Below are 16,844 nucleotides of genomic sequence, written 5' to 3'. Positions count from 1 at the left end.
AGTGGACATGCATCCAGACGAGCAATGCATTCAGACGTTCACTACTGGACTGATGTCGATGTAACGAGAGCGCGCGGCGATGGTGACGGCAACAGTGGATGTCGATCTCTGAGCGCCGCCGGCGTAACCCGGAAGTGGGGGGCGGACTCATGCGGTGGCCACAGGCGCCGTTCGGCAAAGGCCTGTTACGACGTCGGCTGCGCCTGGCGGCACAGCGGTACGCCGACCACGGCTGGGCGGTCACGCCGGGCGGATATTTCAACGGCCGCCGCATGGCCTGCGACCGGGCGGACTGCCTCGCCAGCAGCGGCCACCCGCTGTACGACGACTGGCAGGCCCGGTCGAGCACCGCCGGTGCGCAGCTGGACGAGTGGTGGAGTGAGCGCCCGCACGCGGTGCTGCTGCCCGCCGGCCGCGCCTTCGACGTCATCGAGGTGCCCGCGCTCCTGGGCGCCCGCGCCGTGTGCGGCCCGCCCACCGGGCCCGGCGTGGCCACCTCGGCCGGGCGCGTCCGCGGACCGGTCGCGGTCACCGCCGCCGGCCGCTGGATGTTCCTCATGCGCTCCGGCGGCACGCTCGCGCCCGAACTGGACCACCGCAGCGACGTGGTGTACCACTCGCTCGGCTCCTGGATCCCCGCGCCGCCGACGGTGCTGCCCGAGGGTCCGCTGCGCTGGCAGGTGTCCCCGCAGCGGGTCGGCTGGCAGCTGCCCGATCCCGACCAGATGCAGGCCGCCCTCGTCCGGGCGCTCGTGGCGCTGGACGCCGCGTTCCTCGACCTGCCCGTCAACGCCCGGCGCCGGCTGGCTCCGGCCGCGCTGTCCCGGCCGGTGGCGCTCAAGCCCACGCCGACCCTGCGCCGAGCCGTCTGACCAGCGGACCCACCACCCCTCGAACCCGCCCGGCGACACGCGCCGGGCAGCGACCGCCCGGCAGCGCGGTCGTTGAACGAGGTATCGAGGAGGTCCGACATGGCACCTGACAACCTAGAACGGCACCTGTCGCACGTCGAGTCCCAATTCGGGGTCATACGATCGACAGCAGCAGCGCGCTGGGCAGGCACCCGGCCCTCGGGCGCGCGTCCCCACGGCTCCCGCCCTTCGGGATCCCGACCCACCAGCACCCACCGCCCCACCCGCTGACCCCGCGAAGGAAGGGCACCTTCTTAACGCTATGCGTAGAGGAAGGGCACCTTCTTAACGCCTTTCCCTGAAGAGCGGCGAACCACCGTCCAATGTCACCCGGACGCCGGTGACCACCCCCGCTCTCCGGGACGCCGCCTCCTCGACGATCCTGCGTACCTCGTCCGGCTGACCTGCCACGAACGAGGGAACGAAGTGCAGGACCTGCACGCCGTACCTGCCAAGGATGTTGTGCCGTTCCAGCGAGCGCGCCCAGTCCTCGGGACTCAGGTGGAACTCACGGGAGTCGACTTCGATCGCCAGCCCCACGTCCGGTAGGTAGCCGTCGGGCGTGGGCAGCGCCGTCCCGTCGGCCAGGGCGAGGCGCGGATTCCACAGCACCCGGCCCCGGAGCTGCGGACTGGCTTCGAGCACCGCCCGCGCCTGCGCTTCGGGCGCCGAGCGTGCCCCGCCGGCGATCTCGGCCAGCGCCCTGCGCACCAGCGCGGTCCGGCTCCTGGCCGCCCGCCGGACCTCCTCGTCGAGCACCCGCGGCGGCACCCGGAATCGCTGCACCGCCTCCGCGACCACCGCTCGCACGGTACGCAGCTCGCGCAGCTCTCGACACGCGTCGACCACCGCGCGGGCAGGGCTGGTCAGCCGGTAGAGCGCCGCCCGGCGGGCGTTGCCGTCGAGCGCCATCGACCGCTTGACCACGGCGAACCCGTTGGACCGGCACCGCGTCTCGTGCGGCACCAGCAGGTGCACCTCGTCGGTGGCGGGGAGGGTGCAGAAGCCGTGCCAGGCCAGCGCCGACTGGCCGGTGAGCTGGGCGTCGGGTCCCGCGTACAGCGCGCCGGCCACCCGCCGCTGCTCGACCGTCAGCGGGCCGCCGTCGATGCAGTACACGCCGGACAGCACCCGCTGCCAGCGGCCCGAGCGGATGCGGCGGTAGATCAGCATGTCGCTGTGCCCGGCCTGGAGCACCTGCGCACGGGTCAGCAACCGGAGCTGGGCGTGTGCCGTCTCGTCCAGCGCGGCGAAGGCTTCCGAAGTCATGCGCCGCAGCGTCGCCACCGTGACGCCGCCCGGCAATCGAGCGCGGCGCGTTCCTGTGGACGACGGGGCGCTTGTGGACAACCGCCGCCGCGCCACGATGATCTGGTATGCCGCCCCCTGCCCGGCGGCCCGGACCACGGCGGCCCAGCTCAGGAACAGGAGACGTTAAGAAGGGCACCTTCTACCACGCATAGCGTTAAGAAGGTGCCCTTCCTTTCGGAGCTAGAGGGTGGTGGTCCAGTTGTGGGGGTCGGGGACGCGGCCGAACTGGATGCCGACGAGGGTCTCGCGCAGGGCGGCGGTGACCGGGCCGGTGCCGCCGTCGCCGAGCTTGAACTCGCCGTCGACGCCGCGGACGGTGCCGATGGGGGTGAGCACCGCGGCGGTGCCGCAGGCGAAGGTCTCCACGATCTCGCCGCTGCGGGCGCCGTCGCGCCACTCGTCGATGCTGACCGGGCGCTCCTCGACGTGGCGGCCCTGCTCGCGGGCGAGCGTGATGACCGAGTCGCGGGTGATGCCGGGCAGGATCGAGCCGTTGAGCTCGGGGGTGAACATCGAGCCGTCGGCGCGGACGAAGAAGACGTTCATGCCGCCCAGCTCGTCGACCCACTTGCGCTCGACGGCATCGAGGTAGACGACCTGGTCGCAGCCGTTGTCGGCGGCCTGCGCCTGGGCCAGCAGCGAGGCGGCGTAGTTGCCGCCGCACTTGGCCGCGCCGGTGCCGCCGGGCGCCGCCCGGGTGTACTCGTCGGAGACCCAGATGCTGACCGGCTTGAGGCCGCCCGCGAAGTACGGGCCGACCGGCGAGGCGATCAGGCAGTAGAGGTACTCCCGGGCCGGGCGCACGCCGAGGAAGACCTCGCTGGCGTACTGGAACGGCCGCAGATACAGGCTGCCCTCGGTGCTGGTCGGGATCCACTGGCGGTCGATGGTGACCAGCTCGCGGATGGAGCTCAGGAACAGCTCCTCCGGCAGCGGTGCCATGGCCATGCGCTGCGCCGACTGGGCGAAGCGGCGCGCGTTCGCGTCGGCGCGGAACAGGCCCGTGCCGCCGTCGGCGCGGTGGTACGCCTTCAGGCCTTCGAAGATCTCCTGGGCGTAGTGCAGTACCGCGGTCGCCGGGTCCATCGGGATCGGTGCCCGCGCCTCGACGCGCGCGTCGTACCAGCCTTTGCCCTCGGCGTACCGGATGGTCACCATGTGATCGGTGAAGACCCTGCCGAAGCCGGGATTGGCCAGCAGCGCCTCGCGCTCCGTGGCCGATACCGGCTGCGAACTCGGACGGATCTCGAAGTCGATCGTGCCACCGCCGCTCATGCGCGCTGCCCTCCATCGGTCGGGGATCTGGGGAAAACTTACCTCTAACGAACGTTCATCCCCAGCCCGGCCGATGGCCTTGGGCAGTTTGTGCGCATCCACCCCCGGCCACCGCGCGGACCGGGGGTCCTGCGGTCATGCGGATACGAGTACGGAAACCCGGTCGCCGACCTCGGCGGTGCGGATCGGCTCACCGGTGCGCCCGGAGAGCTCGGCCGCGACGGCCTCCTCGATCTTGCGGGCCTCGTCGGCGTGGCCCAGGTGCTCCAGGCACAGCGCCACCGAGAGGATGGCCGCCACCGGGTCGGCCTTGCCCTGGCCCGCGATGTCCGGAGCGGAGCCGTGCACCGGCTCAAACATCGACGGGAATGCCCGGGTCGGGTTGATGCAGCCGCTCGCGGCCAGGCCGATGCCGCCGGTGACGGCGGCCGCGATGTCGGTCAGGATGTCGCCGAACAGGTTGTCGGTGACGACCACGTCGTAGCGCTGCGGGTTGGTCACCATGAACATGGCGGCCGCGTCGACGTGCTGATACTCCGTGGCGATGTCCGGGAACTCCTTGGCCACCTCGGCGAAGGTGCGCGCCCACAGGCCGCCGGCGTGGGTCAGCACGTTGGTCTTGTGCACCATGGTGACCTTGCGGCGGGTGCGCCGGCCGGCCCGCTCGAAGGCGTCCCGGATCACGCGCTCCACCCCGTGGCGGGTGTTCAGGCTCTCCTCGGTGGCGATCTCGGCCGGGGTGCCCCGGTGCAGGCCGCCACCGGCGCCCGCGTACAGGCCCTCGGTGCCCTCGCGCACCACCACGAAGTCGATCTCGCCCGGCTTCACCCCGGCCAGCGGGCCGGACGTGTTCGGCCACAGCCGCGACGGGCGAAGGTTGACGTACTGGTCGAAGTCGAAGCGCAGCTTCAGCAGCAGACCCCGCTCCAGCACGCCCGGCGGCACGCTGGGGTCGCCGACCGCACCGAGCAGGATCGCGTCGTGCTGGGCCAGCTCGTCACGCACCGAGTCCGGGAACACCTCACCCGTCCGGTGATACCGCGCCGCGCCGAGGTCGTAGGGCGTGGTCTCCACACCCGGCAGCACGGCGTCGAGCACCTTGAGGCCCTCGGCCACCACCTCGGCGCCGATCCCGTCCCCTGCCACGACCGCGATGCGCATGCCAGCCCGCTCCTCAGCAACAACCATGTCCACTGTTCTACCGAACGTTAAGCCCCGCTCCCACCCAACGGTACACCCGTTCCATCATGTGGACGGCCGGCGCGCGGCCGGGACGGTGATCGCCGTCCCCGGTCCAGCTCAGGGGCCAGACCGCGGGCTGCTGACCGAAACCACCGATCCCGGAGACCCACACCCACCGCACCGCTCCGGTCAGGGGGTGCGGTGATCGCCGAGGAGGCGGCCGCTGCGGATCAGCGGGCGCTTGGAGACGCCGCGTACGGCGCGGCCGGGATCGGCGTCGGGCTGGCTGCTGCGGACGAACAGGGTGACCGTCACCGCGGGGGCGAACCCGTTGCGCGACATGAGGGTGGCCGAGGCGTTGTTGGTCGCCTCGACGTCGGTGACCACGCGGCTCGCCCCGCCCGCGAACAGCGCCTCGCAGCACGCGTTCACCAGCCGCCCGGCGATGCCCCGGCCCTGGTAGGACGGGTCCACCGCGATCCACTCCAGGTAGCCCCAGTCGTCGCGCAGCTCGAACGTCTGCGAGCCGAGCACGAACCCCACCACCTTCACCCCGTCCAGCGCCACCCAGCAGGCGCTGTCCCCGCTGTCCAGGTGCTCCGCGACCGCGGTCAGCGACCACGAGGTGTACGGCTTCACGGTCGTGTCGAAGACCCGGTAGCCGAGGTCCAGGACCTGGCGCAGGTGCTCGAAGCCGACCGGCGCGATGACGATCTCCGTCTGGGACGACTCACTCATGCCCGAATGCTGTCACGGACCCGCGCCGCGCCGCCGCATCGGCCTCACCGTGAGCTGCGTGAAAGGCCAGCGCGGCCCGGTATGCGGGCAGGAGCGGCTCGCGTACGTCGACGACGCCGACCGCGACCCAACCGTCCGGGCGGTGGGCACGGCTCATGATCCGGTCCCCGATCGACCGCCACTCGCCGCGCCGTGCCACCACCGGGTGGCGGACCCGCAGCGCCAGGCCGGTCGGCGCGGCCCGCGGCCAGACGGCGACCTCGGTGACCTGCGCCCAGCTGAATTCGAGGCCGCGGGTCGGCAGCCGGACACCGGCCGCGTCGAGTTCCAGGTACACCGGGCGGCGCCCCCGCCGCCACGCGGTGTGGACCGTGTCGACCAGCCACAGCAGCAGCGCGGCATGGAGCACCAGCACCAGCCCGGCACAGAGCACGACGGCCACCTGCGCCACGGTGGCGAGGAACCCGGCGGAGGACGGCCAGTCCGGCAGGAGCAGCCCCGGGTCGCGCAGTTCGGCGGCCAGCAGCACCGGGAGACCGGCCAGGCCGGCCAAGGTGGCCGGATGCCACGGAGCGGGCGGGCGCAGCCGGACCGGGACCGGCGGCGCCTCAGCCTGGGCCGCGAGGGCCGGCCACTGCGCGACCGCCTGGTGCATCGCCCGGTCGCGCGGCCGGGCGAGCCGGTAGTGGCCGAGCAGTAGCGCGATCATCGGCAGCGCCACCGCCTCGCGCCAGGCGGGCACGAGGGCACGCAGCGCGAGCGCGGTGAACACGCCGTACCCGGCGGTCCCGGCGGCGTACCGGAGCAGTTGCGCCCGCAGCTGCAGCGCGTCGCGCACGGCCGGGTCGCCGTCGGGTCGATCGGCGCGGGCGGCCCGCGCCGCCACGCGCACGGGTTTGGGCGGGAACAGCCGGCGCAGCCACATGCCGGTCATCTTCCGGCATCCGGGCAACCGCGGCGCAGGGCGCAGAAAGCAGTCGGCCCGGGGAGCTGCGGCAAACAGCTCACCGGGCCGACCGTTGCTAGCCTGGCCGCTCGCTACGCGTGAGGCGGAGAGGTCACCCGAAGACCCGTCCGTACCCGCGTAACGGGCGTGTCCGCAGTGGACACCCTTGCAGGTTACCCAGCAATCAATACGCTACGCAAGCGTCCAATCACTCATCGGTGAGGTCGACGGCGCTGACCGAGACCGCGCCGATGTTCTCGGCGGCGCGCTGGAGCAGGTCCGCCGGGACCGGCGAGTCGACGGTCAGCGTCATCAGCGCCTCGCCGCCGGCCTCGCGCCGGGCCACCTGCATCGCGGCGATGTTCACGCCGACCGCGCCGAGCACGGTGCCGACCGCGCCGACCACGCCGGGCCGGTCCTGGTAGCGGAAGAACAGCAGGTTGCCCTCGGCGTCCAGCTCCAGGTCGAAGCCGTCGAGCTCGGTGAGCTTGAGCTGCTCGCGCAGGCCGTGGGTGACCACCGCGCCGGCGACCGAGACGGTACGCCCGTCGGGCAGCGCGCCGCGTACCGTCACCAGGTTCTTGTGCTCGTTGACCTCGGGGTTGGTGGTCAGGTCGATCTCGACGCCGCGGTCGGCCGCGATCAGCGGCGCGTTGACGTAGGTGACCTGCTCCTCGACGATCGGGCTGAACAGGCCCTTGCTCGCGGCGAGCTTGAGCACCGACACGTCGTGCTGGTTGACGATCTCGCCGCGCACCTCGACGGTGACGCCGGCGGCGACGCCGCCCGCGACGGCGGTGAAGACCTTGCCCAGCTTCTCCGCCAGCGGCAGCAGCGGGCGGACCTCCTCGGCGACCACACCGCCGGCCTGGACGTTCACCGCGTCCGGCACGAACTCGCCCTGCAGTGCCAGCTTGACGCTCTTGGCGACCGCGAGACCGGCCTTGTCCTGCGCCTCGTGGGTCGACGCGCCCAGGTGCGGGGTGGCCACCACGTTGTCGAACTGGAACAGCGGCGAGGTGGTGCACGGCTCCTTGAGGTACACGTCGATGCCGGCGCCGGCGACCCGGCCCTCGGCGAGCGCGTCGGCCAGCGCCTCCTCGTCGATCAGGCCACCGCGGGCGGCGTTGATGATCCGCACGTCGGGCTTGACCAGCTGGAGCTCCTTGGCGCCGATGAGGCCCACGGTCTCCGGCGTCTTGGGCAGGTGGATCGAGATGAAGTCGCTCTCGCGCAGCAGCTCCTCCAGCCCGACCAGGCGGACCCCGAGCTGCGCGGCGCGGGCCGGCTGCACGTAGGGGTCGTACGCGATCAGGCGGGTGCCGAACGCGGCGATGCGCTGCGCGAACAGCACGCCGATGCGGCCGAGGCCGACCACGCCGACGGTCTTGCCCTGCAGCTCGACACCGGTGTACTTCGAGCGCTTCCACTCGCCGTTCTTCAGCGCGCTCGACGCCGAGGCGGTGTTGCGGGCGACGGCCAGCAGCAGCGCGATGGCCTGCTCGGCGGCCGAGACGATGTTGGAGGTCGGCGCGTTCACGACCATGACGCCACGGGCGGTGGCGGCGGGCACCTCGACGTTGTCGAGGCCGACCCCGGCGCGGGCGACCACCTTCAGGCGCGGCGCGGCGGCGATGGCCTCGGCGTCGATCTGGGTGGCGCTACGGACGATCACGGCGTCGGCATCGGCCAGCGCGGCAAGCAGCGCCGCCCGGTCCGTGCCGTCGACGTGCCTGACGTCGAAGTCGTGCGCCAGCACGTCGAGCGCGGCGGGTGCGAGTTCTTCGGCAATGAGAACGACGGGAGTCACAGCTTGCCTCACGGAGAGAGTTGGATGACTTCAGCCCGGACCGCCGCACTGCGCTTCGGGCCCTACCCCCGCGATGCTACGGGTTCGCCCGTGCTTCGCACGCCGAACGACCGCCGTGACGGTACTCACGTTCGTGCTGCTCAGTCCGTTTCGACCTGGCTCGTTAACCGGTCAACCACGCCCGGGCGCGGCCTCGGCGGGCCCGGCCTGACGAACAGGGCAAAACAAATAAACCGGGCCGCACCCAGGGATCGCCTGGGCACGGCCCGGAAGGCCCGGCCGCCGTTTGTTTCGGCTCCGCCAGTGGCTCGTCCCGGCGGCCCGCCTGAACGGCGGACCACCGCGGACTCCCCACCGGCGGCCGGACGAATGGGAGAGGAAAGATCAGGCGGTCTCGGTGATCGGCCGGTCGACCCAGCTCATCATCGCCCGCAGCTTCGCGCCGGTCTCCTCGATCGGGTGAACCGCGCCCTGCTCCTGCAGCTTGGTGAAGTTCGGGCGGCCGTTGTCGTCCTCGGCGACCCACTCGCGGGCGAACTCGCCGTTCTGGATCTCGCCGAGGATGCGCTTCATCTCCTCCTTGACCCGGCCGTCGATGACGCGCGGGCCGCGGGTGACGTCGCCGTACTCGGCGGTGTCGGAGACGCTGTAGCGCATGCGGGCGATGCCGCCCTCGTACATCAGGTCCACGATCAGCTTCAGCTCGTGCAGGCACTCGAAGTACGCCACCTCGGGCGCGTAGCCCGCCTCGGTCAGCACCTCGAAGCCGGCCTGGACCAGCGCCGACGCACCGCCGCAGAGGACCGCCTGCTCACCGAACAGGTCGGTCTCGGTCTCCTCCTTGAAGGTGGTCTTGATGACGCCGGCCCGGCTGCCGCCGATCGCCTTGGCGTACGACAGCGCCAGCGCCTGCGCGCCGCCGGTGGGGTCCTGCTCGATGGCGATGAGGCACGGCACGCCCTTGCCGTCGACGTACTGGCGGCGCACCAGGTGGCCGGGGCCCTTCGGGGCGACCATGGCGACGTCCACGTCGGCAGGCGGGGTGATCAGGCCGTACCGGATGTTGAAGCCGTGGCCGAAGAACAGCGCCTTGCCGGAGGTCAGGTTGGGCGCGATGGACTCGGCGTAGATGAAGCGCTGCGCGGTGTCCGGCGCCAGGATCATGATGACGTCGGCCTCGGCCGCCGCCTCGGCCGGCGTGACCACGCGCAGGCCCTGCTCCTCGGCCTTGGCGCGGCTCTTCGAGCCCTCCTTGAGGCCGACGCGCACGTCGACGCCCGAGTCGCGCAGCGACAGCGCGTGGGCGTGGCCCTGGCTGCCGTACCCGATCACCGCGACCTTGCGGCCCTGGATGATCGACAGGTCCGCGTCGTCGTCGTAGAAGATCTCAACCATTCTCGTTCCCTCTCAAGGTCACACGCCGGGCCAGGGCATCTTCGCCCTGTGCCCCGGCGGTCGGTGCACGCGGCCACGCCACGTCCCACCAGTTGATCGTCTCTGGCCCGCCCGGCCGTCCCCCTGCCGCAACTCTTAACGAGTCGCGGCCTCGCCCCTCCCTTCGCCGCAACTCTTAATGAGTCGCGGCAAAGGAAGGCCGGTGTCGGCGCGACTCCTTAAGAGTTGCGGCGGCAGGGGCGGGCCCGCAGGCCCGCCGCCGGGCGGGTGGGTCAGGCTGCGAGGCGCAGCGCGGGGTTGGCGGTGATGCTGCGGGAGCCGCGGCCGATCGCGACCAGACCCGACTGGACCATCTCCTTGATGCCGTACGGCTCCAGGTCGCGCAGCAGGGCGTCGAGCTTCTCCGCGGTGCCCGTGGCCTCGATGGTCAGCGCGTCCGGGGCCACGTCGACGACCTTGGCCCGGAACAGCTCGACGGTCTCCAGCACCTGCGAGCGCACCGGCCGGTCCGCCCGCACCTTGACCAGCAGCAGCTCGCGCTGCACCGCGGTGGACGGCTCCAGCTCCACGATCTTGAGCACGTTCACCAGCTTGTTGAGCTGCTTGGTGACCTGCTCCAGCGGCTGCTCGTCGGCGTTGACGACGACCGTGATGCGGGAGACCTCCGGGTGCTCGGTCTCCCCCACCGCCAGCGAGTCGATGTTGAATCCGCGCCGCGAGAACAGCCCCGCGACCCGGGCCAGCACGCCGGGTTTGTTCTCGACGAGCACGGAAAGCGTGTGCTTACTCATGATTAGATGTCGTCCTCGTCGAACGTGGGGCGCACGCCCCGGGCGAACATGATCTCGTCGTTGCTGGTGCCGGCGGCCACCATCGGCCACACCATCGCGTCCTTGCCCACCACGAAGTCGATGACCACGGGCGCGTCGTTGATCGCCATCGCGGCCTCGATCGTCTTGTCGACGTCCTCGGCCGACTCGCAGCGCATGCCGATGCAGCCCAGCGCCTCGGCGAGCTTCACGAAGTCCGGGATGCGGTGCTTGTGGGTGCCCAGGTCCGTGTTGGAGTAGCGCGAGTCGTAGAACAGCGTCTGCCACTGCCGGACCATGCCGAGGTTGCCGTTGTTGATGACGGCCACCTTGATCGGGATGCCCTCCAGCGCGCAGGTGGCCAGCTCCTGGTTGGTCATCTGGAAGCAGCCGTCGCCGTCGATCGCCCAGACCACCGCGTCAGGCCGGGCCACCTTGGCGCCCATCGCGGCCGGGACCGCGTAGCCCATGGTGCCCAGGCCGCCGGAGTTGAGCCAGGTCGCGGGCTTCTCGTACGAGATGAACTGGCTGGCCCACATCTGGTGCTGGCCGACGCCCGCCACGTAGACGGCGTCGGGGCCGGCGATCTCGCCCAGCCGCTTGATCACGTACTGCGGGGCCAGCGTGCCGTCCTCCGGCTCCTCCCAGCCCAGCGGGTAGCGGTTGCGCAGATCGTTGAGCGCGTTCCACCACTCCTCGCGCGGCGGGTGGGTCTCGCCCCGCAGCGCCGTGATCAGCTCCTCGATCACGTGCTTGACGTCGCCCACGATCGGCACGTCGGCGTGGCGGTTCTTGCCGATCTCGGCCGGGTCGATGTCGGCGTGGATGACCTGGGCGTCGGGGGCGAAGCTGTCCAGCTTGCCGGTGACCCGGTCGTCGAACCGCGCGCCCAGCGTGATCAGCAGGTCGCTGCGCTGGAGTGCGTACACCGCCGACACCGAGCCGTGCATGCCTGGCATGCCGACGTGCTGGTGGTGCGAGTCGGGGAACGCGCCGCGGGCCATCAGGGTGGTGATCACCGGGATCCCGGTCAGCTCGGCCAGCTCGCGCAGCACCTCGGTGGCCTGCGCCTTGAGCACGCCGCCGCCGACGTACAGCACCGGCCGCTTCGCCGCCATGATCAGGCGCGAGGCCTCGCGGATCTGCTTGCCGTGCGGGTGCAGGGTCGGGCGGTAGCCGGGCAGGTCGAGCGTCGGCGGCCAGCTGAACGTGGTCTGCGCCTGCAGCACGTCCTTCGGGATGTCGACCAGCACCGGGCCGGGGCGGCCGGTGGCCGCCAGGTGGAACGCCTCGGCCAGCACCCGGGGCAGGTCGTCGCCGGACTGCACCAGGAAGTTGTGCTTGGTGATCGGCAGCGTGATGCCCTGGATGTCGGCCTCCTGGAAGGCGTCCGTGCCGATGGCCGGCCGGGCCACCTGGCCCGTGATCGCCACCAGCGGCACCGAGTCCATGTACGCGTCCGCGATCGGGGTGACCAGGTTGGTCGCGCCCGGCCCGGAGGTCGCCATGCAGACGCCGACCTTGCCGGTGGCCTGGGCGTACCCGGTGGCCGCGTGGCCGCCGCCCTGCTCGTGCCGGACCAGGATGTGGCGCACCTTCGAGTCGAACAGCGGGTCGTACGCGGGCAGGATGGCGCCGCCGGGGATGCCGAAGACGACCTCTACCCCGAGCGCCTCCAGTGACCGGACGAGGCTCTGCGCGCCGGTCACGGAGACCGGGGCGGTCTGTGCGCTGGTGGCGGCGGGGGGCGCGGACCGTTGCGCCGCGGCCCGCTGGGCCAGTGTCTCCGGGCTGGGTCTGGTCATTTCAGATCACCTTTGGCATCTGGAAGGTCTCGCGTCGGCTGCCGATCCCAACAAAAAAGCCCTCGTGCAGTGTTCGCACGGGGGCTAGCGCACTCTCGTCAGGGTGAGAGTGCGCTCAGGTAAGTACTCGGGCAGACGGCCGAGAGGTCGACATGGGCTTAGCTTGTCTCATCTCAGCGGCTGAGTCAACTGCTCCCGGATGTTGGGACGACCGTGTCGTGACGTCCCACGGTGCTGCCGGTGGCCTCGCTGACACGGGCCGGCGAGAGCCCGCTGAGCGGCTGCGCGAGCTTGCCGTGCGGCGCCGTCAGCGGCGAGCCGTTGGCCACCGGGCGGACCGGCGCGGCGGGCAGCGCCTTGGGCACGCCCGAGGCGGACGCGGCCAGCCGCGCCTCCAGGTGCTCGGCCGGCACGCCCATGCCGAACAGCTGGCCCTGCCCGAACGGGCAGCCCGTCGCCTCGACCAGGCGGCGGTGCTGCTGCTCGCTCATGCCCTCGGCAATGACCTGCAGCCCGAGCCGCTGCCCGAGCCGCACCACGACGTCGACCATGGGCGCGCCGGGGCCGTGATCGGTCGGCCCGTCGATGACCAGGTCCCGGTCGATCTTGAGGATGTCGACGGGGGTGTTGCGCAGCTGGCGCAGCGAGGAGTAGCCCGCGCCAAAGTCGTCGAGCGCGATGCGTACGCCGAGTGCGCGCAGCGCGGCCAGGGTGCGCTGGAACTCGTCGAGGTCGGTGGCGACGGCGTGCTCGGTCACCTCCAGCACCAGCCGCTGCGCCGGCACCCGGTGGCGGCGCAGCACCTCCTTGACGCCGGTCACGTACTTGGTGGAGTGCAGCTCGCGGGGCGAGATGTTCACCGACACCCAGACGTCGTAGCCCTTCTGCACCCAGCGCGACAGCTGGCGGCAGGCCTGGTCCAGCACCCACGCGCCCAGCACCTCGATCTGGCCGGTCTCCTCGGCGATCGGGATGAACTCCAGCGGGCCGACCTGTCCCAGCTCCGGATGGTGCCAGCGGATCAGGGCCTCCGCGCCGACCGGCCGGGTCGAGGGCAGGGCCACCACCGGCTGGTACGCCAGCGACAGCTCGTCGCGCTCGATCGCCCCGCGCAGCTCGTGCTCGATCTGGGTGCGGCGGCGCAGCTGCCTGTCGTACACCTCGTCGTAGAGCTCGACCCGGTTCTTGCCGCGCTGCTTGGCCGCGCGCAGGGCCAGGTCGGCGTTGCGGAGCAGGGTGGGGATGTCGTCGTCGGCGCCGCACCCGGCCAGGCCGATGCTGGCCGACAGGAAGATGTCCGCCGCACCGTGCTGGTACGGCCGGGAGAGCACCGCGAGCAGCCGCTGGGCGACCTTGGCCGCCTCGGCCTGGCGGCTCCACATGAGCACGGCGAACTCGTCGCCGCCCAGGCGCGCGGCCAGGTCGCCGGGGCGCAGGTTGAGCCGCAGCCGCTGCCCGACCTCGATCAGCACCGCGTCGCCCACGTCGTGCCCGCGCATGTCGTTGACGTTCTTGAAGCCGTCCAGGTCGAGCGTGAGCAGCACGCACGGCGGCCCGCCCGCGGCGTCGAGGTACATGGTGCGCAGCAGGCCGCGCCGGTTGGCCAGGCCGGTGAGCGGGTCCGTGTGGGCCAGCTCGCGGAAGTGCGACTCGCTCTCGGCCAGCCGGTTGTTGGCCTTGCGCACGTCCACGATGGCCAGGTACTGCCGGCCGACCATGAAGAAGCCGTTGAGGATGCCGACCAGCGCGGTCTCCAGCATGATGCCGGTGCTCTGCGAGTAGCCGTCCACCGCCACGATCGAGATGGCCAGCACCGGGAACAGGCCGGTGGCCAGGCCAGAGCTGGGCGACACGGACTCGGCGTCGCTGACCCGCGCCGCCGGCGGCGGCCCGATGAACCACAGCCCGGCGCCGGCCGGGATGGTCACCGCGCCCACCAGCACCACCAGGCCCGAGCCGTAACACGCACCGCCGGCCACCCCGGTCATGCCGAGCGCGAGCAGCCCCGCGCCCACGCAGTGCCGCAGCAGCGGACCGCGGCGCGGCTGCGCGCGCACCACCAGCACCGTGCTCAACCCCAGCACCACGCAGCACAGCACCGCCGCGACCAGCACCGGCACGCAGGCTCCGGGCAGCGAGTGGTGGCCGGGCTTGTCCGGTGCCAGCACGAACGTCCACGCCACGATGAACACGCCCGAGGCCACCATGAGCGACTCGAGCATCAGGCGCAGCCGGGCGCCGTCGCCCACCACCTGATCGGTGATCTCCAGCAGCGCCGCCACCAGCAGCAGGGCCGCGATGGACGCGGGCAGCCCGAACAGCCCGCCGAGCACGATGCGGCTGCTCGTCAGGGTGTCCCAGCCGTCCTGCCACCCGGCCGTGTGCAGCCAGGCGATCGGGGCGGCGAGGGCGTACACCATCAGCGCACCGGCGCAGAGCCGGTTCGCGCGGACGACCAGGCCGTGCTGGTCGACCAACCGATTCGTCGCCAGTGCCCAGACCGCGGGCACAGCGGTCAACACGCTCGCCAGTACGGCTGTCGCGAGCCCCGGGGGGAGGTCCACGTCAACCACTCTGCCGCAGCGCAGAGCACAAAGCGAGACACCGTGTGCGACATTCCCACCCGCCCCTCGTCCCGGCCTGTGGACACAAGGGTGCTGAGCTGGGCGCGCTCCCGTTCGAGTGACACACTTACGACATGCCCGAGCTGCGTTCCCGCACCTCCACTCACGGTCGCACGATGGCCGGCGCCCGCGCGCTGTGGCGCGCCACCGGAATGACCGACGACGACTTCGGCAAGCCGATCGTCGCCATCGCGAACAGCTTCACCCAGTTCGTGCCGGGGCACGTACACCTCAAGGACCTCGGCGGCCTCGTCGCGGACTCGATCGCCGCCGCCGGCGGGGTGGGCCGCGAGTTCAACACCATCGCCGTCGACGACGGCATCGCCATGGGCCACGGCGGCATGCTCTACTCGCTGCCCAGCCGCGAGCTGATCGCCGACGCGGTGGAGTACATGGTGAACGCGCACTGCGCCGACGCGCTGGTCTGCATCTCCAATTGCGACAAGATCACGCCCGGCATGCTGCTGGCGGCGCTGCGCCTGAACATCCCCACGGTCTTCGTCTCCGGAGGCCCGATGGAGGCCGGCAAGACCGTCGCCGTCGAGGGCGTGGTGCACACCAAGCTGGACCTGATCGACGCGATGATCGCCGCCTCCAACGACGCGGTCAGCGACGAGCAGCTCGGCCAGATCGAGCGCTCCGCCTGCCCGACCTGCGGCTCCTGCTCCGGCATGTTCACCGCGAACTCGATGAACTGCCTCACCGAGGCGATCGGCCTGGCCCTGCCCGGCAACGGCTCCACGCTGGCCACCCACGCCGCCCGCAAGGCGCTGTTCGAGAAGGCCGGCGAGCTGATCGTCGACCTGTGCAAGCGCTACTACGACGGCGACGACGCCTCCGTGCTGCCGCGCGCCATCGCCACCCGCGAGGCGTTCGAGAACGCCGTCGCGCTCGACGTGGCCATGGGCGGCTCCACCAACACGGTGCTGCACCTGCTCGCGGCGGCCCGCGAGGCGGAGCTGGACTTCGGCGTCGCCGACATCGACGCCGTCTCCCGGCGCGTGCCGTGCCTGGCCAAGGTCGCCCCGAACAGCCAGCAGTACCACATGGAGGACGTGCACCGGGCCGGTGGCATCCCGGCCCTGCTGGGCGAGCTCAACCGCGCCGGGCTGCTGCACACCGGCGTGCACGCGGTGCACGCGCCCGACCTGGCGAGCTGGCTGTCCGACTGGGACATCCGCAGCGGCGCCACGCTGCCCGAGGCGGAGCGGCTGTTCCACGCCGCGCCGGGCGGGGTGCGCACCACGCAGCCGTTCAGCACCGAGAACGTGTGGTCCACCCTGGACACCGACGCGGCCAACGGCTGCATCCGCGACCGGGCGCACGCGTACTCCGCCGACGGCGGCCTGGCCATCCTCTTCGGCAACCTGGCCCCGGACGGCGCGGTCGTGAAGACAGCGGGCGTGTCCGAGGACAACCTGCGCTTCACCGGCCCGGCCAAGGTGTTCGAGTCGCAGGACGACGCGGTCACCGCGATCCTGGGCGGCGAGATCGTCGCCGGCGACGTGGTCGTCATCCGGTACGAGGGCCCCCGCGGCGGCCCCGGCATGCAGGAGATGCTCTACCCGACCTCGTTCCTCAAGGGCCGGGGCCTGGGCAAGGCCTGCGCACTGATCACCGACGGGCGCTTCTCCGGCGGCACCAGCGGCCTGTCCATCGGGCACATCTCCCCCGAGGCGGCGGGCGGCGGCCTGATCGCGCTGGTCGAGAACGGCGACACCATCGCCATCGACATCCCGGCACGCTCGCTGGTGCTTGAGGTGCCGGAGGGGGTGCTGGCCGAGCGGCGTATCCTTCAGGACAAGAGGGAGAAACCGTACAGCCCCGTCGACCGGCAGCGGCCGGTGAGCGCGGCACTGCGGGCGTACGCCTCGATGGCCACCAGCGCCAGTGACGGCGCGTACCGTCGCGTCCCCTAGGACTCCCGAGCCCCCGCGCAGGCACCGCCCCCGCGGGAGGGCTCCCTCACGCCGGTCGGCGCCGGCGACCTCGCCGCCTCGCTCAAGATCCGGCGCGGTCGGGTAGACCGGCGCGTCGA

General features: G+C 71.8%; 12 protein-coding genes. 2 read left to right on the top strand and 10 right to left on the bottom strand.

The features are described 5' to 3' along the window. Positions 1-149: 149 nt before the first annotated feature. Complete coding sequence (locus AB0J67_RS19625) at positions 150-872, top strand: bifunctional DNA primase/polymerase (protein WP_363484409.1); 723 nt, start codon at positions 150-152, stop codon at positions 870-872. A 324-nt stretch (positions 873-1,196) separates the two neighbouring features. Here AB0J67_RS19625 and AB0J67_RS19620 read toward each other — a convergent pair whose 3' ends face one another. The 10 genes from AB0J67_RS19620 to AB0J67_RS19575 all read right to left on the bottom strand — a co-directional run bounded on the left by AB0J67_RS19620 (position 1,197) and on the right by AB0J67_RS19575 (position 14,746). After that, complete coding sequence (locus AB0J67_RS19620) at positions 1,197-2,180, bottom strand: type IV toxin-antitoxin system AbiEi family antitoxin domain-containing protein (RefSeq protein WP_363484406.1); 984 nt, start codon at positions 2,178-2,180, stop codon at positions 1,197-1,199. Between the two features lie 222 nt (positions 2,181-2,402). Then, a complete protein-coding gene (locus AB0J67_RS19615) occupies positions 2,403-3,497 on the bottom strand; it encodes a branched-chain amino acid aminotransferase (RefSeq protein ID WP_363484404.1) in 1,095 nt (364 codons plus the stop codon). Positions 3,498-3,632: 135 nt separating this feature from the next. Further along, the gene (locus AB0J67_RS19610) at positions 3,633-4,658 is read right to left on the bottom strand and encodes a 3-isopropylmalate dehydrogenase (protein ID WP_363484480.1); all 1,026 of its coding nucleotides are present in this window, start codon (positions 4,656-4,658) and stop codon (positions 3,633-3,635) included. A gap of 210 nt (positions 4,659-4,868) precedes the next feature. Further along, complete coding sequence (locus tag AB0J67_RS19605) at positions 4,869-5,417, bottom strand: GNAT family N-acetyltransferase (RefSeq protein WP_363484401.1); 549 nt, start codon at positions 5,415-5,417, stop codon at positions 4,869-4,871. Continuing rightward, positions 5,410-6,351, bottom strand: a complete 942-nt coding sequence (locus AB0J67_RS19600) for a hypothetical protein (RefSeq protein ID WP_363484398.1) — start codon at positions 6,349-6,351, stop codon at positions 5,410-5,412. The genes AB0J67_RS19605 and AB0J67_RS19600 overlap by 8 nt, the downstream gene beginning before the upstream one ends. Positions 6,352-6,571: 220 nt before the next feature. Further along, positions 6,572-8,173, bottom strand: a complete 1,602-nt coding sequence (gene serA / locus AB0J67_RS19595) for a phosphoglycerate dehydrogenase (RefSeq protein WP_363484395.1) — start codon at positions 8,171-8,173, stop codon at positions 6,572-6,574. A gap of 384 nt (positions 8,174-8,557) precedes the next feature. Next, entirely contained in the window at positions 8,558-9,568 is a 1,011-nt protein-coding gene (ilvC, locus tag AB0J67_RS19590) for a ketol-acid reductoisomerase (protein WP_363484392.1), read from the bottom strand. A gap of 272 nt (positions 9,569-9,840) precedes the next feature. Then, complete coding sequence (gene ilvN / locus AB0J67_RS19585) at positions 9,841-10,359, bottom strand: acetolactate synthase small subunit (RefSeq protein WP_144120461.1); 519 nt, start codon at positions 10,357-10,359, stop codon at positions 9,841-9,843. 2 nt (positions 10,360-10,361) lie between these two features. Then, a complete protein-coding gene (locus AB0J67_RS19580) occupies positions 10,362-12,182 on the bottom strand; it encodes an acetolactate synthase large subunit (RefSeq protein ID WP_363484388.1) in 1,821 nt (606 codons plus the stop codon). Between the two features lie 185 nt (positions 12,183-12,367). Then, positions 12,368-14,746 (bottom strand): EAL domain-containing protein, encoded by a 2,379-nt coding sequence (locus AB0J67_RS19575; RefSeq protein ID WP_363484385.1) that lies wholly within the window; start codon positions 14,744-14,746, stop codon positions 12,368-12,370. Between the two features lie 134 nt (positions 14,747-14,880). Here AB0J67_RS19575 and ilvD point away from each other — a divergent pair, with 134 nt between their 5' ends. Beyond that, positions 14,881-16,725 (top strand): dihydroxy-acid dehydratase, encoded by a 1,845-nt coding sequence (gene ilvD / locus AB0J67_RS19570; protein WP_363484382.1) that lies wholly within the window; start codon positions 14,881-14,883, stop codon positions 16,723-16,725. Positions 16,726-16,844: the final 119 nt, after the last annotated feature.

This window comes from Catellatospora sp. NPDC049609, assembly GCF_040675365.1.
GTDB lineage: Bacteria > Actinomycetota > Actinomycetes > Mycobacteriales > Micromonosporaceae > Catellatospora.
Note: the sequence above shows the minus strand (reverse complement) of the source record. Positions and strands in the feature narration are given on the sequence as shown.